The organism is Agrococcus sp. AC640b, from assembly GCF_979255995.1.
The window spans coordinates 1-22,426 of the sequence record NZ_CEEDMM010000030.1 but is presented as its reverse complement, the minus strand read 5'-3'; the positions used below and the strand labels follow the sequence as shown (position 1 = coordinate 22,426).

General features: G+C 73.9%; 26 protein-coding genes and 1 pseudogene. 13 read left to right on the top strand and 14 right to left on the bottom strand.

Annotated features, from left to right (window positions below; all coding sequences use genetic code 11):
• Positions 1–107: 107 nt before the first annotated feature.
• Entirely contained in the window at positions 108–326 is a 219-nt protein-coding gene (locus tag ACZ6H8_RS13210; RefSeq protein WP_464147335.1) for an Rv0909 family putative TA system antitoxin, read from the bottom strand.
• Positions 327–353: 27 nt separating this feature from the next.
• Positions 354–968, bottom strand: coding sequence for a hypothetical protein (locus ACZ6H8_RS13205; protein WP_464147334.1), 615 nt, complete (start codon positions 966–968; stop codon positions 354–356).
• Positions 969–1,183: 215 nt separating this feature from the next.
• On the opposite strand from ACZ6H8_RS13205, the gene ACZ6H8_RS13200 reads away from it, so the two are divergent.
• The 8 genes from ACZ6H8_RS13200 (at position 1,184) to ACZ6H8_RS13165 (ending at position 8,037) form a co-directional block, all read left to right on the top strand.
• On the top strand, positions 1,184–1,651 hold the full coding sequence (locus ACZ6H8_RS13200; protein WP_464147333.1) for a MarR family winged helix-turn-helix transcriptional regulator: 468 nt from the start codon (positions 1,184–1,186) through the stop codon (positions 1,649–1,651).
• A gap of 110 nt (positions 1,652–1,761) precedes the next feature.
• The gene (locus ACZ6H8_RS13195; RefSeq protein ID WP_464147331.1) at positions 1,762–3,414 is read left to right on the top strand and encodes an SDR family oxidoreductase; all 1,653 of its coding nucleotides are present in this window, start codon (positions 1,762–1,764) and stop codon (positions 3,412–3,414) included.
• Between the two features lie 9 nt (positions 3,415–3,423).
• A complete protein-coding gene (gene idi / locus ACZ6H8_RS13190) occupies positions 3,424–3,969 on the top strand; it encodes an isopentenyl-diphosphate Delta-isomerase (RefSeq protein WP_464147330.1) in 546 nt (181 codons plus the stop codon).
• A gap of 43 nt (positions 3,970–4,012) precedes the next feature.
• Complete coding sequence (locus ACZ6H8_RS13185) at positions 4,013–4,876, top strand: phytoene/squalene synthase family protein (RefSeq protein ID WP_464147329.1); 864 nt, start codon at positions 4,013–4,015, stop codon at positions 4,874–4,876.
• A complete protein-coding gene (crtI, locus tag ACZ6H8_RS13180; RefSeq protein WP_464147328.1) occupies positions 4,876–6,480 on the top strand; it encodes a phytoene desaturase family protein in 1,605 nt (534 codons plus the stop codon). The genes ACZ6H8_RS13185 and crtI overlap by 1 nt, the downstream gene beginning before the upstream one ends.
• On the top strand, positions 6,477–6,836 hold the full coding sequence (locus ACZ6H8_RS13175; RefSeq protein ID WP_464147327.1) for a lycopene cyclase domain-containing protein: 360 nt from the start codon (positions 6,477–6,479) through the stop codon (positions 6,834–6,836). Before crtI ends, ACZ6H8_RS13175 begins: the two co-directional genes overlap by 4 nt.
• Entirely contained in the window at positions 6,833–7,183 is a 351-nt protein-coding gene (locus ACZ6H8_RS13170) for a lycopene cyclase domain-containing protein (protein WP_464147325.1), read from the top strand. Before ACZ6H8_RS13175 ends, ACZ6H8_RS13170 begins: the two co-directional genes overlap by 4 nt.
• The gene (locus tag ACZ6H8_RS13165; RefSeq protein WP_464147324.1) at positions 7,180–8,037 is read left to right on the top strand and encodes a prenyltransferase; all 858 of its coding nucleotides are present in this window, start codon (positions 7,180–7,182) and stop codon (positions 8,035–8,037) included. The genes ACZ6H8_RS13170 and ACZ6H8_RS13165 overlap by 4 nt, the downstream gene beginning before the upstream one ends.
• A gap of 16 nt (positions 8,038–8,053) precedes the next feature.
• On the opposite strand, the gene ACZ6H8_RS13160 is transcribed toward ACZ6H8_RS13165, so the two are convergent.
• From ACZ6H8_RS13160 to ACZ6H8_RS13145, 4 genes are all read right to left on the bottom strand, one after another.
• Positions 8,054–8,689 (bottom strand): HAAS signaling domain-containing protein, encoded by a 636-nt coding sequence (locus ACZ6H8_RS13160; RefSeq protein ID WP_464147323.1) that lies wholly within the window; start codon positions 8,687–8,689, stop codon positions 8,054–8,056.
• The gene (locus ACZ6H8_RS13155) at positions 8,686–9,048 is read right to left on the bottom strand and encodes a PadR family transcriptional regulator (protein WP_464147322.1); all 363 of its coding nucleotides are present in this window, start codon (positions 9,046–9,048) and stop codon (positions 8,686–8,688) included. The genes ACZ6H8_RS13160 and ACZ6H8_RS13155 overlap by 4 nt, the downstream gene beginning before the upstream one ends.
• A gap of 49 nt (positions 9,049–9,097) precedes the next feature.
• Complete coding sequence (locus ACZ6H8_RS13150; RefSeq protein ID WP_464147321.1) at positions 9,098–9,982, bottom strand: hypothetical protein; 885 nt, start codon at positions 9,980–9,982, stop codon at positions 9,098–9,100.
• 69 nt (positions 9,983–10,051) lie between these two features.
• On the bottom strand, positions 10,052–10,720 hold the full coding sequence (locus ACZ6H8_RS13145) for an NUDIX hydrolase (protein ID WP_464147320.1): 669 nt from the start codon (positions 10,718–10,720) through the stop codon (positions 10,052–10,054).
• A 156-nt stretch (positions 10,721–10,876) separates the two neighbouring features.
• On the opposite strand from ACZ6H8_RS13145, the gene ACZ6H8_RS13140 reads away from it, so the two are divergent.
• Complete coding sequence (locus tag ACZ6H8_RS13140) at positions 10,877–11,623, top strand: MBL fold metallo-hydrolase (RefSeq protein ID WP_464147319.1); 747 nt, start codon at positions 10,877–10,879, stop codon at positions 11,621–11,623.
• Between the two features lie 108 nt (positions 11,624–11,731).
• Here ACZ6H8_RS13140 and ACZ6H8_RS13135 read toward each other — a convergent pair whose 3' ends face one another.
• The 6 genes from ACZ6H8_RS13135 to ACZ6H8_RS13110 form a co-directional block, all read right to left on the bottom strand.
• Entirely contained in the window at positions 11,732–12,028 is a 297-nt protein-coding gene (locus ACZ6H8_RS13135) for a hypothetical protein (protein WP_464147318.1), read from the bottom strand.
• Between the two features lie 88 nt (positions 12,029–12,116).
• Positions 12,117–12,323: a DUF5302 domain-containing protein gene (locus ACZ6H8_RS13130; protein WP_464147317.1), complete on the bottom strand. Its 207-nt coding sequence runs from the start codon at positions 12,321–12,323 to the stop codon at positions 12,117–12,119.
• A 64-nt stretch (positions 12,324–12,387) separates the two neighbouring features.
• Positions 12,388–13,224 (bottom strand): ammonia-dependent NAD(+) synthetase, encoded by an 837-nt coding sequence (nadE, locus tag ACZ6H8_RS13125; RefSeq protein WP_464147316.1) that lies wholly within the window; start codon positions 13,222–13,224, stop codon positions 12,388–12,390.
• Positions 13,217–13,705, bottom strand: a complete 489-nt coding sequence (locus tag ACZ6H8_RS13120; RefSeq protein ID WP_464147315.1) for a CinA family protein — start codon at positions 13,703–13,705, stop codon at positions 13,217–13,219. Before ACZ6H8_RS13120 ends, nadE begins: the two co-directional genes overlap by 8 nt.
• Before the next feature lie 100 nt (positions 13,706–13,805).
• The gene (locus ACZ6H8_RS13115; protein WP_464147314.1) at positions 13,806–14,939 is read right to left on the bottom strand and encodes a DUF998 domain-containing protein; all 1,134 of its coding nucleotides are present in this window, start codon (positions 14,937–14,939) and stop codon (positions 13,806–13,808) included.
• A 5-nt stretch (positions 14,940–14,944) separates the two neighbouring features.
• Positions 14,945–15,478: a YbaK/EbsC family protein gene (locus ACZ6H8_RS13110; protein ID WP_464147313.1), complete on the bottom strand. Its 534-nt coding sequence runs from the start codon at positions 15,476–15,478 to the stop codon at positions 14,945–14,947.
• Between the two features lie 213 nt (positions 15,479–15,691).
• On the opposite strand from ACZ6H8_RS13110, the gene ACZ6H8_RS13105 reads away from it, so the two are divergent.
• The 3 genes from ACZ6H8_RS13105 to ACZ6H8_RS13095 all read left to right on the top strand — a co-directional run bounded on the left by ACZ6H8_RS13105 (position 15,692) and on the right by ACZ6H8_RS13095 (position 18,793).
• Positions 15,692–16,693 carry an alpha/beta hydrolase gene (locus ACZ6H8_RS13105; protein ID WP_464147311.1) on the top strand — a complete coding sequence of 334 codons (1,002 nt, stop codon included), beginning with the start codon at positions 15,692–15,694 and terminating at the stop codon, positions 16,691–16,693.
• On the top strand, positions 16,686–18,413 hold the full coding sequence (locus ACZ6H8_RS13100) for a CocE/NonD family hydrolase (protein WP_464147310.1): 1,728 nt from the start codon (positions 16,686–16,688) through the stop codon (positions 18,411–18,413). The genes ACZ6H8_RS13105 and ACZ6H8_RS13100 overlap by 8 nt, the downstream gene beginning before the upstream one ends.
• A 128-nt stretch (positions 18,414–18,541) precedes the next feature.
• Positions 18,542–18,793 (top strand): hypothetical protein, encoded by a 252-nt coding sequence (locus tag ACZ6H8_RS13095; RefSeq protein WP_464147309.1) that lies wholly within the window; start codon positions 18,542–18,544, stop codon positions 18,791–18,793.
• Positions 18,794–18,855: 62 nt separating this feature from the next.
• Here ACZ6H8_RS13095 and ACZ6H8_RS13090 read toward each other — a convergent pair whose 3' ends face one another.
• Positions 18,856–19,794, bottom strand: coding sequence for an SDR family oxidoreductase (locus ACZ6H8_RS13090; protein ID WP_464147308.1), 939 nt, complete (start codon positions 19,792–19,794; stop codon positions 18,856–18,858).
• Positions 19,795–19,897: 103 nt separating this feature from the next.
• On the opposite strand from ACZ6H8_RS13090, the pseudogene ACZ6H8_RS13085 reads away from it, so the two are divergent.
• Positions 19,898–20,737, top strand: a pseudogene (locus tag ACZ6H8_RS13085) (helix-turn-helix transcriptional regulator).
• A gap of 134 nt (positions 20,738–20,871) precedes the next feature.
• Here the strand turns inward: ACZ6H8_RS13085 and ACZ6H8_RS13080 are convergent.
• Entirely contained in the window at positions 20,872–22,380 is a 1,509-nt protein-coding gene (locus ACZ6H8_RS13080; RefSeq protein WP_464147307.1) for a PTS ascorbate transporter subunit IIC, read from the bottom strand.
• Positions 22,381–22,426 lie beyond the last annotated feature (46 nt).

The window sequence follows — 22,426 nt, the reverse complement described above, 5'->3', positions numbered from 1 at the left end:
TGCGGCGGGTGGGCGGACACGCAGCGGGTGGGCGCGAGGCGCCCGGACGCACGAGGGCCGCGACGCCTCGTGCGTCGCGGCCCTCGCGCGGTGGTGGCGACGAGCGGCTACTCGGTGCCGATCTTCTTGTCGACGGTGTCGCGCGCACCCTGGACGGCGTCGGCATGCTTGCCTCCGGTGACGTCGTCGATCTTGCCTGCGACCGCATCGAGCACCGTGTCGCTCACGTCCTCGGCCTGCTCGCTGTGCAGCGCCTCCTGGATCTGCTCCTTGTTCTCCTCCACGAAGCCCTGTGCCTTCTTCGCGAGATCGTCCAGCGCACCCATCGGGTCCTCCTTCGTCGGTGCCACCGGTCAGGGCGAGCGGCGGCCTGGCGGCCAGGCTATGCCTCGTCGCAGCCGGGCGACAGTGCGCGCTCGCCGCCGTGGGCTCGATGCGTAGCGAACGCCTCGCGAGGCATCGGCGACGTGCGCGCACGCCGTGGTGGGCTGGGCAGGCAGGTCGGTGAGCTCGTAGCCCACCCCGAGCGCCACGTGCACGAGCTCCACGCGCGCGAGCAGGGCCTGCAGCTCCTCGACGAGGCGGCCGTGCGACGCCGCCGACGTCGTCGAGAGCGTCTCCTCGAGGGCTGCCGCGAGTCGATCGCGCCGTCGCAGCACGCCTGCCGCGATCGACGGGCCGTCGCCCAGCGCGAGCAGCTCGGCGTCGCAGGCCTCGTCGCCGTGCCCGGCCTCGGCGCCCTCGCCGCCGCGCCCGCTCGTGCCGGCGTCCGGTGGATGCTCGTGCGCGGCGACGCCACGATCGACGCGGCAGACGAGGTCGACCGCCACGGAACGGCGGCTGCAGCCGATCGCTCGAGAGAGGTCGTCGACGTCCTCGGGAGGGAGATCGGCGAGCGAGCGTGCGAGCCGGTCGAGGGCGTCGAGCACGGCGTCGGCGAGCGCGCGCCCGTCGTGCGTCGGCATCATGCGTCTCGCGTCGCCATGGCCGTCGTGCCCTCCGTTCGGGGTGCTTCGAGCCCCGAAGCACATGATCGTCGACGACCGCGCGTCACCGCACCGTCGACGAGGGCACCACGCTATCCACCACCGATGCGAGGTGCTTCGGGCGTCGAAGCGATCGCGGCCGATCCCGCCGTGTCCACCCCTATCCCGCGTCCGATGCGAGGAGGACGGTGGAGGACATGGCACACGAGCGGCTCGACGACGTGCGCAGGGCCGATCCGCACGGGGTGGCCTTCGCGCTCGAGGAGCTGCGGCTCGCGGAGGCGCGGCTCGACCGGCGCAGGCAGGGGCACAGCCCCTCGTCGCGCGAGCGAGCCGCGGCTCGCTTCGTGTTCGAGCGGGCCGATGGCGACGACCCCGCGACGCCGCGCCAGCTCGCCGAGCACCTCGGCGTCTCGCAGTCGACCGTCACGGAGATGCTCGCTCGGCTCACGGCCACCGGCGTCGTCGCGACGCGGCCGCATCCCGTCGACGGACGCAGCAAGGTGCTCGTGCCGGTGAGCCGCAACGACCACGTCGACGGCGACGATGCGCTGACCGACCGCATCCGCGATGCCGTGGCAGGGCTCTCGGAGGAGCAGGCGGACGGCGTCAGGGGCTTCCTCGAGCACCTTCGCGAGCTCGTCGACCGCGCCGATCCGCGCTGACGCGGCCCGCACGGCGGGCGCAGGCGTGGGCCATGCACCGCAGCCGCACGCTTGTCCAGCCCCCGGCCCCGGTCCGAGCCCATGGCGTGCGCGTCGGTAGCGTCGCGAGCATGCCGAAGCACGCCGCCCCGCAGCCCGCCGACGACGCGCAGCCTGCCCAGGACGCGCAGCCCGACTCCGCGAACGACCGCGCGGCCGACGCCGAGCGCGCTCGTCCGGCCGAGGAGGCGGCAGCCCGCGCCGCCGATGCCACCCTGCCAGCCGACCTCGCCGAGGCGACGCGCACCGACGATCCGCGCCGCGTCCTCGTGCTCGGCGCCACCGGCTACGTCGGCGGTCGCCTCGCCCCCAGGCTCGTCGCGCGCGGCCACACCGTGCGCGCGCTCGCGCGCACGCCCGCCCGTCTCGAGGGCGTTCCATGGGCGGAGGACGTCGACGTCGTCGAGGGCGATCTCGCCGACCTCGACTCCGTGCGCTCGGCCATGGAGGGCATCGAGGTGGTCTACCACCTCGTGCACTCGATGTCGGCGGGCGGCGACTTCGAGCGCGAGGAGCTCGCGGAGGCGCGCAACGTCGCGACCGCGGCGAAGGACGCAGGCGTCGGCCGCATCGTCTACCTGGGAGGCCTGCACCCGGATGGCGAGCTGTCGCAGCATCTGCGGTCTCGCGTCGCCGTCGGGGAGGCGCTGCTCGCATCGGGCGTGCCGACGATCGTGCTGCAGGCGGGCATCGTCATCGGCTCGGGCTCGGCGTCGTTCGAGATGATCCGCCACCTCACCGAGGTGCTGCCGTACATGCCGGCGCCGCGCTGGGTGCGCAACTTCGTGCAGCCCATCGCGGTGCGCGACGTGCTGCACTACCTCGCCGAGTCGGCGACGCTCCCCTCCGACGTGCACGGCACGTACGACGTCGGCGGCCCCGACGTGCTGCGCTACGGCCAGATGATGAACGGCTACGCCGTCGAGGCGGGTCTGCCGCAGCGCCCGATCGCGCCGCTGCCGGTGCTGACGCCGTGGCTCGCGTCGCACTGGGTCAACCTCGTCACGCCGGTGCCGCGTGCGATCGCGATGCCGCTCATCGGCTCGCTCGTGCACGACTGCGTCATGCGCGACCATCGCATCGACGACGTCATCGCTCGCCCGGCCGCAGGGCTCGTGACGTATCGGCGTGCCGTGGCGCTCGCGCTGTCGCGCGAGCAGGACGGCGAGATCGAGACGTCGTGGAGGGATGCCTCGAGCGACTCATCCCCGTCGGATCCGCTGCCGTCGGACCCGGAGTGGGCTGGCACGCTCGTGCTCACCGACGAGCGCGAGCGCGACTCCAGCGCGCCGCCGGAGGCGGTGTGGACGATGATCGAGGGCATCGGCGGCGAGAACGGCTGGTACTCGCTGCCGCCGCTGTGGGCCGTGCGCGGCTGGGCCGACCGGCTCGTCGGCGGGGCCGGCATGGCTGGCAGGCGCGATCGGCGTCGCATCCGGGTCGGCGAGCAGCTGGACTGGTGGCGCGTCGAGGATCTGCAGCCCGGCCGCTCGCTGCGGCTGCGCGCCGAGATGCGGGTGCCGGGGCGCGCGTGGCTCGAGCTGTCGGTCGAGCCGCACGGCGACGGCAGCCGCTACCGGCAGCGCGCGGTGTTCTTCCCGAAGGGCCTGTCCGGCCGGCTGTACTGGGCCGCGCTCATCCCCTTCCACCACTTCATCTTCCAGGGCATGGCGGAGCGCATCACGGCCGAGGCGGAGCGCCTCGCAGCCGGCGACTCGCGGTAGCGTGGAGCGATGGAGGACGCGGTCGAGCTCGTGGTGCTGGTCGACGACGACGGCACGCCCATCGGCAGTCATCCGAAGGCCACGGTGCACACCGCCGAGACGCCGCTGCACCTCGCCTTCTCCTGCCATGTGCGCAACGCGGCCGGCGACGTGCTCGTGTCGCGGCGCGCGCTGAGCAAGCGCACCTGGCCGGGTGTGTGGACGAACGCGTTCTGCGGGCATCCCGCGCCCGGGGAGGACATGGAGGAGGCGGTGCGGCGTCGCGCTCGCGACGAGCTCGGCCTCGAGCTCGGGCCGCTCGCGCCCCTGCTGCCCGACTTCCGCTACCGCGCCGTCGACGCGGGGGGCGTCGTGGAGCACGAGGTGTGCCCCGTGTTCGAGGCGACCGCGCTCGGCGAGCCGCTGCCCCACCCCGACGAGGTCTCGGAGGTCGCGTGGGTCGCGCCCGCTGCGCTGCGCGCCGCCGTCGCGGGCGCCCCGTTCGCGTTCAGCCCGTGGCTCGTGTGGCAGCTGCAGGAGCTCGATCGCGATCTCGCTGCCGCCGGTTCCGCGTGATGCCGCCTGCGAGGGCGGCGCTCGACGCGGCTGGGCGCCGCTGATGGGCGAGGAGACGGGGCTCGAGCTCTACGCGCGCACCGCTCGCCGCAGCGCGGCGCTCGTCATCCGCGACTACTCCACGTCGTTCGGCATGGCGTCGCGGCTGCTCACGCCTGCCGTGCGCTGGCAGATCGGCGCGATCTACGGCGTCGTGCGGCTGGCCGACGAGGTCGTGGACGGTCCCGCGCAGGCGGCGGGCGTGCCGCTGGCGGAGCGCAGGCGCCTGCTCGACGACCTCGAGATCGAGGTCGAGGCGGCGCTGACGCGACGATTCTCGACGAACCTGCTCGTGCACGCCTTCCAGGACGCCGCCGCCGTCGCCGCGTTCGGGCCCGAGCTGACGAGGCCGTTCTTCGCCTCGATGCGCCGCGACCTCGACCCGGTCGACCTCACCGACGAGGCCGAGCTCGACGAGTACGTGCACGGCTCCGCCGAGGTGGTCGGGCTCATGTGCCTCGCGGCGTTCCTCGCGGAGGCGCCGCAGCCCGCCGCCGACCGCGCACGCCTCGACGCGGGGGCGCGGGCGCTCGGCTCCGCCTTCCAGCGCGTGAACTTCGTGCGCGACCTCGCCGCCGACGCCGACGGCCTCGGCAGGCGGTACCTGCCCCAGCTCGACCCCGCGCATCCGACCGAGGAGGCGAAGCACGCCGTGCTCGACCGCATCGACGCCGACCTCGCCATCGCCGAGGCGACCCTGCCCATGCTGCCTCGCGACGCCCGCCGCGCGGTGGGCGCCGCGCACGGGCTGTTCGCGGCGCTGTCGAGGAGGCTGCGCGCGACGCCGGCCGATCGCCTGCGGCGCGAGCGCGTGCGGGTGCCGGGGCCCGAGAAGCTGCGCATCCTCGCGGCCGCGGCGGTGCGGTGATGGTCGCGGCGGGAGCGGCGCGCCAGCGCGTCGTGGTGGTGGGCGGTGGCATCGCTGGCCTGCACTCGGCGGCGCTCCTGGCCCGCGACGGCCATGACGTGACGCTGCTCGAGCAGCGCTCCGAGCTGGGCGGACGCATGGGCACGTGGAGCTCGGACGGCTTCACGTTCGACACGGGCCCGTCGTGGCTGCTCATGGGCTCCGTGTTCGAGCATGCGTTCCGCATGCTCGGCACGACGATGGAGCGCGAGCTCGACGTCGTGCGGCTCGACCCCGCATACCGCGTGTGGCATGCAGGTGGCGAGCCCATCGAGCTGCGCAGCGACCGCGAGCACTCGGAGGCGGTGTTCGAGGGCATCGAGCCCGGTGCCGGCGCCGCGCTCGGGTCGTACCTCGACTCGGCGGAGCACGTCGCCTCGCTCGCGGTCGACGGCCTGCTCTACAACCGCTTCGACGGGCCGGCATCGCTGCGCGGCACCGGCGTCGTGCGAGAGGCGGGCACGCTGACGCGGCTGCTGCTCGAGCCGCTCTCGCGCCGCATCGCCCGCACGGTGCAGGATGAGCGGCTGCGGCAGATCCTCGGCTACCCCGCCGTCTTCCTCGGCACCAATCCGTATGCGGCGCCGAGCATGTACCACCTCATGAGCCACTTCGACCTCGTCGACGGCGTCGGCTACCCCGTGGGCGGCTTCGGCACGATCGTCGATGCGTTCGCGCGGCTCGCTCGCGCCCACGGCGTGTCGATCGAGACGGACGCGCGCGTCACGACGATCCGCGTCGTCGACGGTCGCGCGGTGGGCGTCGAGGTCGACGCGCAGGGTGGCACGCGCGTCGTCGACGCCGACGTCGTCGTCGCCGCGAGCGACATGCACGCCGTCGAGACCAGGCTGCTGCCGGAGCGCTTCCACGCCAAGGGCCGCCGCCGCTGGCAGCGCTCGACGCCGGGACCGAGCGCCGTGCTCGTGCTGCTGGGCGTCGAGGGTCGCCTGCCAGAGCTCGCGCACCACTCCCTCATGTTCACCGGCGACTGGCGCGAGGGCTTCCGCGCGCTCGACGGCACGGCGCCGTGGCCGGGCGGCGACGCCAACATCTACGTGTGCGCACCGAGCCGCACCGACGCGACCGTCGCGCCAGAGGGGCACGAGAACCTCTTCGTGCTCGTGCCGCTGCCCGCCGACGCCTCGATCGGTCACGGCGGCATCGACGGCGCAGGCGACGACGCCGTCGAGCGCATCGCCGACGACGCGATCGCGCAGATCGCGGCATGGACGGGCGCCACCGACCTCGCCGGTCGGATCCGCGTGCGCCGCACGATCGGACCCGCCGACTTCGCCGACTGGTTCGACGCGTGGCGCGGCACCGCGCTCGGACCCGCGCACACGCTGCGGCAGTCGGCGTTCCTGCGCGGCACGACCGCCTACCGCGGCGTCGACGGGCTGCTCACCGCTGGGCAGTCGACCGTGCCGGGCATCGGCATGCCCATGTGCCTCATCTCCGCAGAGCTCGTGCTGAAGCACGTGCGTGGCGACCGCTCGGCCGGCCCGCTGCCCGAGCCGCCGCTCGACGTGGTCGCCGAGGCCGACGGCGACGCGGACCGCGCGTGACCCTGCTGTCGTTCGCGTACCTCGCGGCGCTGCTGGGCTCGATGGCAGGCATGGGCATCATCGACCGACGGTGGCGCGTGGCGCTCTTCCACGACGCGAGGCGCACGCTGCTCGCCGTCGCGGCATCCACGGTCGTGCTGCTCGTGTGGGACGTGACGGCGATCGTGCTCGGCATCTTCCGCATCGGCGCGAGCGCCGGCATGACGGGCATCGAGCTCGCACCGCACATGCCCATCGAGGAGCCGGTCTTCCTCATCTTCCTGTCGTACATCTCGCTCGTGCTGTGGCGACTCGCGCTGCGCATCCCCAGCATCGCCGGCCGCAGACGCGTCGACGCCCAGGAGGTCGCGCCGTGACCTACCCGATCCTCGTGGCGATCTTCGGCGCCGTCTCGCTGATGCTGCTGCTGCTCGCCGCGCGACGCATGCAGCGCGGCACGCGACGGGCGATGCTCGTCGCGTTCGCGGCGCTCGTGGCGCTCACGGTCGTGTTCGACTCGCTCATGATCGCCGCCGACCTCTTCTCGTACGGCACCGATCACCTCAGCGGCATCTACCTGTGGCTCGCGCCGGTGGAGGATCTCGCCTACCCGGCCGTCGCCCTCGCGGTCGTCGTCGCCGTGTGGTCGCTCGTGCCCGCCGGCCGTCGCGCGAGCGCCGCTGCCGCAGGCGCCGACGGGGCACGCGCGGAGGACCGCGCATGATCGGCCGCCTCGTCGCCTCGTCGCGCCCGCTGTCGTGGATCAACACGGCGTTCCCGTTCGCCGCCGCGTACGTGCTCGTCACCGGCCGCGTCGACGTGGCGCTCGTCGTGGGCACGATCTTCTTCCTCGTGCCGTACAACCTCGCGATGTACGGCATCAACGACGTCTTCGACTACCCCTCCGACCTCCGCAACCCGCGCAAGGGCGGCGTGGAGGGCGCGCTGCTCGACCCGTCGCTGCATCGGCCGACGCTCGTCGCCTCCGCCGTGGCGTGCCTGCCGTTCGTGGTCGTGCTCGTCGTGCTGGGGTCGTGGGAGTCGTGGATCGTGCTGGCCGTGAGCCTGCTCGCGGTCGTCGCGTACTCGGCGCCCCCGCTGCGCACGAAGGAGCGGCCGCTGCTCGACTCGATGACGTCGTCGACGCACTTCGTGTCGCCCGCCGTCTACGGACTCGTGCTCGCGGGCGCGACGTGGACGCCGCAGCTCGTGGCGCTGCTGGGCGCCTTCTTCCTGTGGGGCATGGCGAGCCACGCGTTCGGTGCCGTGCAGGACGTCGTGCCCGACCGCGAGGGCGGCATCGCGTCGATCGCGACGGCGCTCGGCGCCGCGCGCACGACGCGCATCGCGATCGGCATGTGGATCGCGGCGGGTCTGCTCATGCTGCTCACGGGCTGGCCGGGCGTGCTCGCCGCGGTCCTCGCGATCCCCTACGTGGTCGCGGCGTGGCCGTACCGGTCGGTGACGGATGCGGACTCGGGGCGTGCGAACGGGGGCTGGCGCTGGTTCCTCGCGCTCAACTACGCGTGCGGCTTCGTCGTGACGATGCTCTGCATCCTGTACGCGTTCCTCCGCTGACCGGTCCCTGCGAGGCTCAGTCGCGCGTGCGCCGCATGCCGATCACGAGCAGCCAGACCGCGATGGCCGCGTTGCCGACGAGCGTGCCGATCCACGCCATCCACCAGGTCGCGAACATCCCCATGCCCGGCGTGACGGGCACCTCGGGTGCGTGGAAGCCCGAGCCGGTCGCGGGTGCGGGCTCGGGGGCGCTCGCGGCGGACTGCACGAGCAGCCAGATGCCGACGACGATCGCGGTCGCGACGATCGGCGCGAGCGTCGCGATCCACCGCTCGAGTCGCGTCCACACCCGACCGGTCCACAGCAGCACGATGCCCACGAGCCAGCCGAGCACGGGCACCGCGAACCCGCCGATGCCGATGAGCACGGCGGTCACCACGACGTAGCCGGGGCCGCGTCCGTAGCCGGAGGCTGCGATCGGCTCGGCGCTGGCCGCGCCGGGCTGCTGCGACTCGGCGACGGCCTCGGCGGCGATCGCTTCGGGATCGCCGAGCTCGACGATGCGCTCGGCTCGCTGCTCGGGTGGCAGGGAGGCGAGCTCCTCCTGGACGCCCGCGCGGATCTCGCGCGCCGTGCCGAATGGCACGTCGTGCAGCGCGTCGTCGAGGCGTGCGAGGTAGTCGTCGACGGGGTCGGTGCCCATGGTGGTCATGCGTGGTCTCCATCCGACGTCGTGCGGATCGTGGTGTGCGCCTCGAGCATCGCGCCGACGGCGTCGGTGAACGGCGTCCAGGCGTCGCGGAAGCCAGCGAGCGCCGCCTCGCCTGCCGGCGTCAGCCGGTAGTACTTGCGCACGGGTCCCGTGCCGGTCGCGCGCTCGAACGCGGCGACGAGGCCGCGGTCGCGCAGCCTTCCGAGCACGGGGTAGAGCGTGCCGATGCTCGCGATGAGCCCTGCGCTCGTGAGGCGCTCCGACAGCTGCCACCCGTACATGGGCTCCTGCGCGAGGAGGCCGAGCACGCACGGCTCGACGACGCCCTTGCGCAGCTGCGCCCCGACGTCGGCTGTCATGCCATGCACGATACCTTGCGAGGCACGATAGGTCGAGCCGCGCGTCGTCTCAGGCGCCGAACGCGCCCGTGACGGTCGCGCCGGATCTTTCGATCGACGTCAGCACGTACGGCACCCCACCCGTGAGGCTCGCGCCGGCGAGCGACGGGTCGGCGAGCATGGTCTCGACCTCCGCGAGCTGCGCCGTCGTGAGGCGCGCGACGTACAGCGTCGGCGCCGCCTCGCCGCCCGCCATCGCCTCGAGCAGCACCTCGGCGCCCGGATGGGCGGCAGCGATGCCGATGACGGCCTCGACCGCCTGGGGCGTCACCCACCGCGGCGTGTGCTCGATGCGCAGCCGGTCGTCGAACGACAGCAGCTGGTACGAGCCGCCGTCCGCGAAGAGCGGCAGCGCCGATGCCGCCGCGAACGCCGCCGACATCGACTCGAGGTCGCGCACGAGCACCGCCGGCCAGGCCAGCGGCACGCTGACCGACAGCACCCCGGGCACGTCCTCGACCGCCAGGAGCGCCGTCACGGCCTCCTCCGCCTCCGATGCCGTGCCGGGGAAGACCGTCGTCGTCCACGGCGGCGGTGTCGAGTGCTCCGACGACGGCTCGATGCGCTCCGTCACCTCGCGCTCGAGCACGGCTCCGTCCGCGAGGCCGGCCTGCTCCGCCGCGCGCTGCACGTCGACGGCGAGGGCGATGGTCTCGTCGTCGGCCGCGGTCGCGGCGACCGTCACGATGATCGGACCCGCGTCGTCGCGGCACGCGACCACGACGTCGAGGTCGCACAGCGCGTCGATCGAGAGCACGGGGCCGGTCGCCGCGGGCTCCTGCGACGACGAGGAGCCCGGCGTCGCCGGCAGCGGAGGTGCGGGCGCGCACGCGACGAGCGCCAGCGACGCGACGAGCGCGGCTGCCGCGAGCGGGGGCGGGGATGCACGGCGCATGGGACTCCTCGGCTCGGCTGCGTCGAGCAGCAGGCTGTCACGCTCGATGCCCAGCCACCTGGGAACGGGCTACCGCCGCTGGTAGACCCAGCGGCGCTCGGTCGCGAGGAGGCGGTGGCGGGGTCCGCCCTCCGTGTCCTCGCCGCCGTCGTACGCCTCGTCGCCGTGCCACAGGAACCGGCCGGCGGCAGCGTCGTGCCGCGTGACGAACCGCGCGACGCCTGCCTCGCGCACGCGAGAGAGGGCCTCGTCGACCGATGGTGCGTCGCCGAGCGCGTGCAGCGTGATCCACGTCGGCGGGAACAGCAGCAGGTCACCCTCGGCGTGCGCCTCGAGGGCGTCCGACGGCCGCAGCCATCGGTGCTCCTCGATCTCGCCGGGGTTCGGCGCGACCTCCGCCTGCGGGGCGCGGGCGACGAAGAACCACGTGCGGTAGCGGCGCGAGGTCTCGTTCGGCGGCGTCCAGTGCGACAGCGCTGCGAGGTCGTCGGGCGCGAGGCCCAGGCCCGTCTCCTCGCGCGTCTCGCGGATCGCGGCGGCGCGCGCCCTGGCGTCGTCGTCGGCGCCCGCGTCGTCGTCGTCGACCCTGCCGCCTGGGAACACCCACGCGCCTGCGAACGAGCCGCGGTCGGGTCGGCGCAGCAGCAGCGCCTCGATGCCGGGCAGCACGGGGTCGTCGGCGTCGCGCAGCAGCACGACCGTCGCCGCGGCGGGGAGGGCGTCGTCGTCGTCGACCATGGCGTTCACGCTACCCGCCGCCGAATCGACGCCTGACGACGTGCTCGGGTGCATGCTGCATGCGAGGTGCCGCTCACGTGTCGATTCGGCGGGCGCGAGCCGGATGCGGGCGCTCGGCCGACGCGCGCCGCATGCCAGCGCGGCTAGCGTAGGTGCATGGTCGCCAACGTCGGCATCCGCCGCATCCTCGCCCCCAACCCGAGCGCGATGACGCTCGACGGCACGAACACGTGGATCGTCGGCGACATGCGCGGCGTCATCGTCGTCGACCCCGGGCCGAGGCATGCGGCGCACGTCGCGACCCTCGCGAGCCTGCCCGTGCGGCTCGTGGTCGTGACCCACCACCATCACGACCACACCGACGCGGCCGTCGAGCTCGCCGAGCGCGTGGGCGTGCCGCTGCGCGGCTTCGACGAGCAGTGGTGCGTCGACGGCGATCCGCTGGTCGACGGCGAGGTGCTCGACGTGCTCGAGGCGCCCGTCGAGGTGGTCGCGGCTCCCGGGCACACGGCCGACTCGATCGCGCTGTGGATCGCGAACCACGGCGAGCACGGTGCGATGGTGACCGGCGACACGATCCTCGGCCGCGGCACCACCGTCATCGCCCAGCCCGACGGATCCGTCGACGACTACCTGGCGACGCTCGATCGGCTCGAGTCGTTCGGCGACGCGCGCGTGCTGCCCGGCCACGGCGACGAGCTGCCGTCGCTCGCGAGCGTCGTGCGCGCGTACCGCGAGCATCGGCTGCAGCGGCTCGCGGAGGTGCGGGAGGCGCTGGTGCGGCTCGGGGCGGACGCGTCGGTGCAGGAGGTCGCGGACCTCGTGTACGCGGGCGTGCCGACGTCGGTGCGCTCCGCGGTCGAGGCGTCGGTCGCGGCGCAGCTGGCGTACCTGCGCCACTGACGCGCCGCGCCGGTCGAGGTGCAGCCGCGACCAGCCCGCTGAAGGGTGAGGGCGCATGACGACGCCCCGCCGCGGAGGGATCCGCAGGCGGGGCGTCGGTGGCGTCGCTCAGTCGGGAGCGTCGAGCTCGGCGTCGTCGCTCGTGTCCGCCGTGCCCGTGCCCGCGTCCTCGACGGACTGGCCGGTCTCGTCGGTGTCGGGCACGTCGGCGTCGGTGCCGTCGTCCGTCGGCGTGGGCTCGTCCGAGTCGAGGTCGACCTCGCGCTCGTCGTCGAGGCCGCCGTCGTCGACCGTGGGCGGCACCGCCGGCCGCTCCTCGTCGGGGCTCGCGGCCTCGTGCACCTCGTCGACGCCGGTGAGGGCCTCGACCTCGTCGGGCTCCTCCGGGGGTGTCGTGTCGCTCATCGTGCTGCTCCTTCGCTCGGTCGTGCTGGTCGTCCTGCCCTGCGGTGCGGTGGCGTCGGCGATCGTCGCCGCGCGCCCTCGTGGCGCGTCAGCCGGACTTCCTCCTGTGGACGCGCTTCTGCACGGCAGGGCCGGTGTGCGCGGTCTGGATGGGCCCTGCGGGCTGCCCCTGGCCGTGATGCTGCTGGTCCTTCTTCGCCAGCGCCTCGCGGAACTTGCGGCGCTGCGCCTCCTCGGGCGTCTCCGAGCCCTCGGGGGTGTCGGGCGGGGTCTCGATGGCTTCGGCGTCGGTCATGCCCCCACCCTTGCACCCGGCCGCGGCAGACGCCAGCGGGTTGCGTGCCAGGCAGCGCGGGCCGTCACTCGCGCCACCATCCGTCCGCCGGCGTCGCAGGCAGATGGCGCTTGTGCCGCGACGCGTCGTAGCGCGCCTCGATGCGTGCTGCGACGTCGCCCGCCACCTCGCGGCACTCGAGGTACGCGTCGATGTCGGCGTACGAGAGGCCGAGCTCCGTCTCGTCCGGCTGCCCGGGTGCGTCGTCGAGCAGGTCGGCGGTCGGCTGCTTGGTGCAGAGGCGCTCGGGTGCGCCGAGATGCTCCAGCAGCGCGCGCCCCTGCCCCTTCGTGAGGCCCGTGAGGGGCGTGACGTCGGCGGCGCCGTCGCCGTGCTTCGTGAAGAAGCCCGTGACCGCCTCGGCAGCGTGATCGGTGCCGACGACGAGCAGGCCGTCGGACCCGGCGAGCGCGTACTGCACGATCATGCGCGCTCGGGCCTTCACGTTGCCGCGCGCGAGGTCGTCGAGTCGCCTGTCGCCGTCCGCGAGCGCGCCGACGATGTCGTCGACGCCGGGCCGCACGTCGACCGCCAGCGTCTCGTCGGCGCCCACGAACCGCAGCGCGAGCTGCGCATCCTCCTCGTCGGCCTGCACGCCGTACGGCAGCCGGACGCCGACGAGCCGCGCCTCGTGGCCGTCGGCGCGCAGCGCCTCGACGGCGAGGGCGCACAGGCGCCCGGCGAGGGTCGAGTCCTGGCCGCCGCTGATTCCGAGCACGAAGCCGCGAGCACGGGAGGCGACGGCGTAGTCGCGCAGGAACGCGACGCGGCGCTCGACCTGCTCGGCTGGGTCGATCGTCGCCTCGACGTGCAGCGCTGCGGCGATCGCTCGCTGCCGGTCGCTCGCCTCGCGGTCAGCCACGCCGCACCTCCGCGTCGTCGGCGAGCGTGCGCAGCAGCAGTCGCACCGACCGGTCGACGCTCTGCGCGACGATCTCCGCCGCCTCGCCCTCGAGGGCGTGCTCGACGACGACGGCGCCGTCGCGCGTCGTGCAGGCGACGTGGACGGTGCCGACCGGCTGGCCCTCCTGGCGTGCGGGACCGCCGACGCCCGTCAGGCCCACGCCGACGTCGGCACCCAGCAGGCGCCGCGCGGCATCGGCCATCTGCTGCGCGCAGGCACCCGAGATGATGGGGCCCTCGACCCCGAGCAGCGACCGCTTCACCTCGGTCGCGTACGCGACGATGCCGCCGCGCATCCACTCGCCCGCGTTCGGACTCGTCGCGAGCGCGTCGGCGAGCAGCCCGCCGGTGAGGGATTCGGCGGTCGCGACCGTCACCCCGGCTGCCTGCGCGCGGTCCGCCACGCGCCCTTGCAGCTCGGCATCGACGACGTCCTGCATGGGGTCTCCTCTCGCTCGTCGCGCGGCGATGCCGCGACGGAACCAGGCTGCCGGTCGCGCGCGCAGAGCGCGACCGGGTTGAGGAGCGCGGCCCCAGTCGCTAACGGTCGGTCGTCGTGCCGTGCGGGTCGCGAGCGGATGCGGCCGTCGACCGGTCGGCGGCGTCACGGTCGTCGGTGACGGCGGCGATCGCGCGCAGGAACGTCGTGAGCCACACGAAGATGAGGCCGCACGCGGCGAACTCGAACCCGGTGAAGTTGTAGTACCCGATGGGCACCCACAGCACGAGGGCGAAGATGGTGCCCGCGACCATGAGGATCGAGACGGCGTGCACGCCGCGCGGCAGGCCGGGTGCGATCCACGGCAGCAGCGAGCAGAGCACGAGGAAGACGAGCACCATGCCGGCGGCGAGGCCGATGTGCAGCCACTCCACCCAGTCGACGCGCACGATGCCCGTCAGCATCATGAGCGCGCCGATCGCTGCGAGGAGCCTGCCGACCCATGCGGTGCGTCCGCCCTCGGGCACCGCGCGCTCGAGGTCGTGCGTGATGTACGCGGCCATCGTGGCGACGAGCAGTCCGGACACGACGAGCGTGCCGTTGAACGCGATGCCGGAGATGCCCCCGCCGGCGCCGAGCTCGGAGAAGTGCACCTCCCACCACGACGCGTCGGAGGCGGTGAGCATGGAGAAGAGCACGCCCACGACGAGGAACGCGGGCACGAGCACCCCGAGCACGCGCGTGTCGATCTCCTCGCCGAGCGGATGCGCCAGGTACGCGGCGACGCCGCCCGCGATGGCGACGGCGAGCGCGCCTGCGAACGTGTCCATCTCGAGGCCGGCGAAGCCCTCCTGGAAGACGAGCGAGATGGTCAGGATCGCGATGTAGGCGAACCCCATGCACACGACGGTGAGGCAGGCGCCCGCGAGCGCCCGCACGACGCCGCCGAGCCGCTGCAGCGTCGCCGCGTGGCGGGGGTCGGTCGTGCGGAGGTAGGCGCCGACGAACGACGCTCCGGCGGTGACGGCCGCCGCGGCGGCTGCGACGCTTCCGACGGAACGCGCTCCGGCGAGCGGATGCGTGTCGCCGCGCAGGATCGCGAGGGCGACGAACCCGGCGACGAACGCGATCGCACCGCTGACGAGCGCTGCGGCGACGGCCTCGAGCTCGCGCTTCGAGCGGGGGCCGAGGTCGGCGGTCGCGAGCATCCGCTCGACCGGGCGCAGCACGTCCATGCGCGTCAGACGGGCTGGGCGAGCGCGAGGCGCTCGGCGAGCGGCAGGCGCAGCAGCGCCGCGCCGGGCACGAGCAGCTTCGCGCCGCGGATGCCGGCACCGACGACGACGTCGCCCGCATCCGCGACGGCGTCGTCGACGAGGATCGGCCACGACGGCAGGCCGACGGGCGTGATGCCGCCGAACGCCATGCCCGTGTCGCGCACGGCGTCGTCCATGGGCGCGAACGACGCCTTGCGGGCATCGAGGTGCCTCCGCACGACGCCGTTGACGTCGGCGCGGTGGGTCGCGAGCACCATGACGGCCGCAGTGCGCACCTCGTCGCCGCGGCGGCCGGCGACGATGACGCAGTTCGCGCTCGCCTCGAGCGCGACGTCGTATGCGCTGCAGAACGCCGCCGTGTCGGCGAGGTCGGCGTCGATGGCGGCGACGAGCGCGCCGGGCACCGCATCGATCGCGGCGGCGACGGTGGGCGCGAGCAGCTCGGGGTGGTCGGCTGCGGGCATCCAGTCGAGGGTGCCGCGTGCGCTCGGGCTCATGTCGCGAGCCTAGCCGCGGGCGCGAGGGGCTGCCCAGGCCGGATGCGGCGCAGGCGGCGGGCGCCGACGTGACCTCCGGGAGCCGCGACCGAGGGCGATGCGCACTGCTGTGCACCGACTCGTTGACAGGCCGGGCAGGTCAGGCGCACACTGGCGGCACCTCGAGAGTGCGACGCATCGAGCTGGGCACCATCCCGGCGACAGGAGTCGACCGTGCCACTGCCGAGCGAGTCCGAGATGTCGCAGGAGCTCCGTGCGCTGCTCGTCGTCGCCGGTGCGCGCCTCGACGCGCCCATCGCGCAGCCTCCCGCCGAGCCCGAGCCCGGCGAGTCGCGCGAGCGTTGGCGCGACCGGCTGGCGCTCGCGCGCACGCAGCACGACGGGGCGGCGCTGGCATCCACGACCCTGTCGCGCGAGATCCTCGGCGACGAGCCTGCGCGTGCAGCGGTGCGCGCGGCATGGCACGAGGTGCCCGTCGATGGCGGGTCGATCGTGGTGCGCAGCTACGTGCCGCCGGGCGACGGACCGTTCGGCGTCGTGCTGCTCGTGCACGGCGGCGCGTTCTGGATGGGCGGCGGCGCGGCAGGGTTCCTGCTGAACGATGCGACGTGCCGCGAGGTGAGCGGCGATGCGGGGGTCGTGGTCGTGAACGTCGACCACCGCCTCGCTCCCGAGCACCGCTTCCCCGTGCCGGTCGACGACGTCGAGGCCGCGGTGCGCTGGGTCGTCGACGGCGGCTCGGGGCTGCCGGTGGATGCCTCCCGCGTCGTCGGCTACGGCATCAGCTCGGGCGGCTGCATCGTGGCGCTCGTGGCGCAGCGCCTCGCGGGCGGACCCGCGGCGCTCGCGGGCACCGTGCTGCAGCATCCCTCCCTCGACCTCACCCTCTCGTCGAGCCGCTTCGCGGGCGACGCCGAGGCGATCGAGGCAGGCAGGCGGATCGTGACGCTCTACGGCGGGCCGGACGCCGACGCGCACGCGATGTCGCCTGGGCTCGCGGCCGACGTCGGCGGCGTGCCTCCCACGCTCGTGATCGTCGCGACGCACGACCACCTCGCCGACGACGGCATCCGCTACGCCGAGCGTCTGGGCGAGGCGGGCGTCGAGGTCGAGCTCGTCGAGCGCCCCACGACCCACACCCTGGGGCTGGCGGACGACCTCCGGGCGGTGCGGCACGCGGTCGTGACGTGGATCCGGGAGCGCATCGGTGCCTGAGCGTGCGGCCGGGCCCGCGCAGCCGGTGCCGGGGGCCGATCCGGTGCCGTGGCTGCCCGTGCCGCGCGGCAGTCGCGCGCAACGCGGCGCCCTGCGGCGCCTGCGCGCGGGCGCGGGGCTCGGCGAGCCCAGGCACCCCGCCGTGCGCATCCGACGCGGCCTGGGCGTGCCGATGCGCGACGGCACCGTGCTCGTCGCCGACCATCTCGCCGCGCACGACGAGGCGACGCCCGTCGTGCTCATCCGCACGCCCTACGGCCGCGACGGCGCGCTGCCCACGGCGCGGGCCTTCGCGGAGCGGGGCCTCCACGTCGTCGTGCAGGAATGCCGCGGCACGTTCGACTCGGGCGGCGGCGCCTTCGATCCGTTCGTGCACGAGCGCGCCGACGGCACCGACACGCTCGCGTGGATCGCGAGGCAGCCGTGGTGCGACGGCACCGTGCACACCTTCGGCTCGTCGTACGTGGGCCTCACCCAGTGGGCGCTCGTCGACGACGCCGACGACACGCTCGCGTCGATGTCGATCGGCGTCTCGGCGCGCTCCTTCCGGGCGACGATGCTGTTCCACGCCGGCGGCATCGACATCCAGAACGCGCTCACGTGGTTCTTCGCCCTCCACATGCAGGAGATGGCGACCGCGCGGCGCCTCGTGCGCCTCGTGCTCGCACCGCGTCGACTGCGGAGGGCGAGCCTCGCCGTGCCGCCGGACGACGCCGTCGACCGCGCGACGGGCGCTGCGACGCCCGCGTGGCGCGCGTGGCTGCGAGAGACCGACCCCGACGGCCCGTACTGGCGTGCGCGCACCTTCGCGAGCGATCTGTCGCGCGTGCCTCCCGTCACGCTCGTCGCCGGATGGCAGGACCTCTTCCTCACCGGGCAGATCGCCGACTTCCAGCAGCTGCAGGCGGCTGGGCGGCGCGTGCGACTCATCGTCGGCCCATGGACGCACATGAGCGTCGAGCCCGGGCATCGCAGCATGCGCGAGGCGGTGCGGCAGCTCGAGCACCCCGACGACGCGTGGACGGGACCCGCCGTCGAGTACGCGATCGCGCCGGGCGGGGCGTGGCGCACCGCCGAGCGCTGGCCGCCGCCGTCGACGCCGCACGAGCTCGACCTCACCGCGGACGGCGCGCTCGCGCCAGCAGGCGACGACGTGCGCACGGGGTCGACGACGTACCGCTACGACCCGGCCAGGCCCACGCCCTCCGCAGGTGGTCGCACCCTGTACCCGTTCGACGTGGGCGTGCGGCGGCAACGTCGTCGGGAGCGCCGCGACGACGTCGTGTGCTGGACGAGCGCGCCGCTCGAGACGCCGCGCGTCATCGCGGGCGACCCGGTCGTGCGGCTGCGGATCGCCTCGACGGCACCGCGCCCCGACCTCTTCGTCTGCCTCGCCGACGTCGACGCGAAGGGCATCTCCCGCAACGTCACCGACGGCTACGTGCGCCTCGACTCGGATGCGCCAGGCGCCGTGCGCGACATCGAGCTGCCGCTCGCGCCCACCGCGCACGCCTTCGGCGTGGGGCACCGCATCCGGGTGCAGGTCTCGAGCGGCGCCCACCCTCTGCATCTGCGCAACCCCGGCACCGACGATCCGACGCGCGACCACGCTCGGCTGCGCGCGAGCGTGCAGACCGTCGAGCACGGGCCAGGGCTCGCGACGCTCGTGCTGCCGCTGCTCGACGACGCCGACGCAGATGGCACGGCCGGAGCAGCGTAGCCTGCTGGCGCATCCGCCGCCACGGGGCAGCGCTGCCGCGACGACGCGAGGACCGTTGGGAGCACGACGAGACGAGGATGCCCTGCGCACGACCCACGCGCGCACGGCATCCATCGAGAGGAACCACCATGGCGAAGGCCACCATCGAGAAGGCGGCTGGGTTCGACCCCATCCGCTCCGCCCACGACCTCGGCGTGCGCAGCTCCCACGCGTACATCGCCGGGTTCGCGTCGATCGTCATCTCGCTCGCAGCGTGGACGGCGTCGCGCGCGAAGTCCGACGACTCGAAGGCGCAGTCCGACCGCTGGGGCATCTTCGTCGGCCACTGGGCGCCGACGTTCTTCGGCGTCGGCCTCGCGCTGAAGCAGGAGGAGCGCTGACGCGCATCCGACGCTGACGCGTGAGGGGGCTCGGCCGACTGGTCGAGCCCCCTCGTGCGTGCTCATGCGGCGGGGAACGCGACGCCCGTGAGCTCCTGCGACACATCCCACATGCGTGCCGCATCCGCCTCGGAGCGCACGGGCGCGAACGGCCGCTGCAGCCCGGGTCCGCCGCCGATCCTGCCGGGGCCGCGCGGGCTCCACAGCTGGCCGGCCGTCGCGTCGGGCGACGTCGCCGCGACGAGCGCAGGCAGCATCGCCGTCTGCGGCGTGCCCGCGATGCCGCGAGCCGACATCCACCGGATGGCGCGGATGCCGCGGGAGTCCGCCGCGCGGCCGAGCTCCGGACGCGCGGCGAGCAGACTCGTGGGTGCGACGCCAGGATGCGACAGCACGCTCGTGATGCCCCATGCGCCCGCCGCAGAGCGCCTCGCGAGCTCGAGGCCGAACAGCCCGTACGCGATCTTCGACTGGCGGTAGGCGGCCATGCCGTCGTAGCCGCGCGTCGACTGCAGGTCGTCCCAGCGGATGCTGCCGCGGCTCGCGGCGACGCTCAGCTGCGACACGACGCGCGCGCTGCCCGCCCGCAGCAGCGGCAGCAGGTGCGCGACGAGGGCGACGTGGCCGAGATGGTTCGTGCCCAGCTGCAGCTCGAACCCGTCTGCGGTCGTCTGCCGCTCGGGCGGCGTCATGACGCCGGCGTTGCCGACGAGCACGTGGATCGGCTCCCCCTGCGCGCGCAGCGTCTCGCCGAGCGCTGCGACCGACGCGAGCGACGACAGGTCGAGCGCGTGCAGCGTGAGCCGGGCATCCGGCACCGCGGCGCGGATGCGGGCGACTGCGGCCTCGCCCTTCGCGGGGTTGCGCACCGGCAGCAGCACCTCGGCGCCGGCGCGAGCGAGCCGCTCCGCCAGGTGCAGCCCCATCCCGTCGCTGCCTCCCGTCACGAGGGCTCGGCGGCCGGCGAGGCTGGGGACGTGGACGTCGATCGTGCGTGGCATGGCGTGCTCCTTGTCGTCTCCATCACCCTCGCCGTCGCGTCGCGGCGCATCCAGGGATCGTCGATCCGTGGATGCGCGAGGCCGGTCGCGGCAGGATCGAGCCATGGACATCGATCGCGCAGGCCTCGCCGGATTCCTGCGTGCGCGCCGCGGCGCGCTGCAGCCGGAGGACGTCGGCCTGCCGCGCGGGCAGCGGCGACGCACCGAGGGCCTGCGGCGCGAGGAGGTCGCGGCGCTCGCGCACATGAGCGTCGACTACGTCGCTCGGCTCGAACGCGAGGTGGGGCCGCAGCCGTCGCCGCAGATGCTCTCGTCGATCGCGCAGGGCCTGCACCTGTCGCGCATCGAGCGCGACCACCTGTTCCGCCTCGCCGGGCACGAGCCGCCCTCTGGCGGCGTCGAGGGCGAGCACGTGGCACCCGGGCTGCTGCGCGTGCTCGACCGTCTCGACGACACGCCTGCCGAGATCGTGACCGAGCTGGGCGAGACGCTGCGGCAGACGCGCATGGGCGTGGCGCTCACGGGCGACACCGCCTCGCTGCGCGGGCCGGAGCGGTCGATCGGGTACCGCTAGTTCCTCACGCCGGGCGCGCGAGCGCTGCATCCGCCCGAGGATCACGCCTTCTACGCCCGCATGTACGCGTCGGGGCTGCGCGAGCTGTCGGCCAGGCGCGGGCCGGGGTCGCGGGCGGCGGCGTACGCGGCGCTGCTGCTGGAGCGGTCGGAGGAGTTCCGCCAGGTGTGGGAGCGGCACGAGGTGGGCGTGCGCCCGCGTGAGACGAAGCGCTACGTGCATCCGGAGGTCGGCGCGCTCGAGCTCGCGTGCCAGCAGCTCGTGGATCCAGCGGAGTCGCACACGCTGCTGGTGTACACGGCGATCCCCGGCACGCCGAGCCACGAGCGCCTCGCGCTGCTGTCGGTGCTGGCGGCGTCGGCGGCCTGACGCCGCCCATCCGCCGCCCACCCGTTGCGAGGTGCGCTTCCTGCACCGGAACCGTTGCGAGGTGCGCTTCCTGCACTCAGGTGCGGATGCAACCGCACCTCAGCGCAGCAAGCGCACCTCGCAACGGGTGGTGGTCAGGCCTTCGTCGACGCCGCCTTCGCAGCCTTCTCGGCGTCGGCGGCGGCCTTCGCCTCCGCAGCCTGCTCGGCGAGCATCGCGTCGCGCTTGGCGCCCGGCACCCATCCGCCATCGACGACCTTGCGCTGGAAGATCGACGCAGCCGTGACGAGCACGACGGCGATCACGATGCAGAGGATCACGCCGAGCGTCGTGCCGCCCATGAGCGAGACGCCGATGAGCGTGCCGAACCAGCCGAAGTCGGCGTCGCCGAACGTCGAGTTCGCGAAGCCGAACTCGCCGAGCACGAGCAGCAGCACCGCGGGCAGGATCGTGATGATCACGCCGTTCACGAAGCCGCCGACCGCGGCGCCGATGCGGCCTCCGGTCGAGTTGCCGAACACGCCTGCGCCACCACCGGTGAAGAAGTGCGGCACCATGCCGGGCAGGATGAGCGCGAGGCCCAGCACCGGGTTGAGCCACACGGCGATGATGCCGAGCGTCACGAGACCGCCTGCGAACGACGACAGGAAGCCGATGAGCACGGCGTTCGCCCCGAACGGGAAGACGATCGGGATGTCGAGCGCCGGCTTCGCGCCGGGCACGACCTTCTCGGCGATGCCCTGGAAGGCGGGGACGAGCTCGCCGAGCACCGTGCGCACGCCGTAGAGGATGATCGCGACGCCGACGCCGAACTGCAGCGCCTGCGCGAACGCGGCCATGATGAACGCGCCCGGGTCGGGCGAGCCGAACAGCGCCATCGCCTCCTCGGGCATCGCGATGAGGCCCCAGATCGCGAAGACCTCGTAGATGAGCACCATCGACAGCGCCGTGGCGATCATCGAGTCGCGCAGGAACTTCAACCCCTGCGGGAAGCGGATCTCCTCGGTCGAGCGGCTGCGACGGCCCGTGACCTGACCTGCGGCGCCCGCGGCGATGTAGCCGAGCGTGCCGAAGTGGCCGATCGCGAGCGTGTCGTCGCCGGTGATCTTGCGCATCCACGGCTGCGCGAACGCCGGCATGACGACCATGATCACGCCGAGCAGCAGCGCGCCGACGAGCACGACGAGCCAGCCGAGGTCGTCGCCGAAGCCGACGGTCAGCACGACCGTGAGCATGAGCGCCATGAACACCATGTGGTGGCCGGTGAGGAAGATGTAGCTCAGCGGCGTGAAGCGCGCGAGCACGAGCATCACGAGGAAGCCGAGCACGAGCACGTAGGCGCTCGTCGCCCCGTACTGCTCGGAGGCGATGGCCGTGATGACCTCGTTCGTCGGGATGACGCCCTGCGCTCCCGTGACGGCGAGGATGAGCTCGCCGAGCGGGCCGAGGGAGGCGACGACGACGTTGGCGCCGGCACCGAGGATGAGGAAGCCGAGCGCCGCCTTGAGGCCGCCGCCCACCACCTGGCCCGCATTGCGGCGCAGCGCGATGAGCCCGATGGCGGTGATGATGCCGATGAGGTACGCGGGCACGTTGAGGATCTGCTGCCCGATGAAGTCGAGGATGACGACGAGCCACTCCATCGCGGCTCCCTTCTGCTGTGTCTGGTGGGGAGGGGGTGCCCGGGGG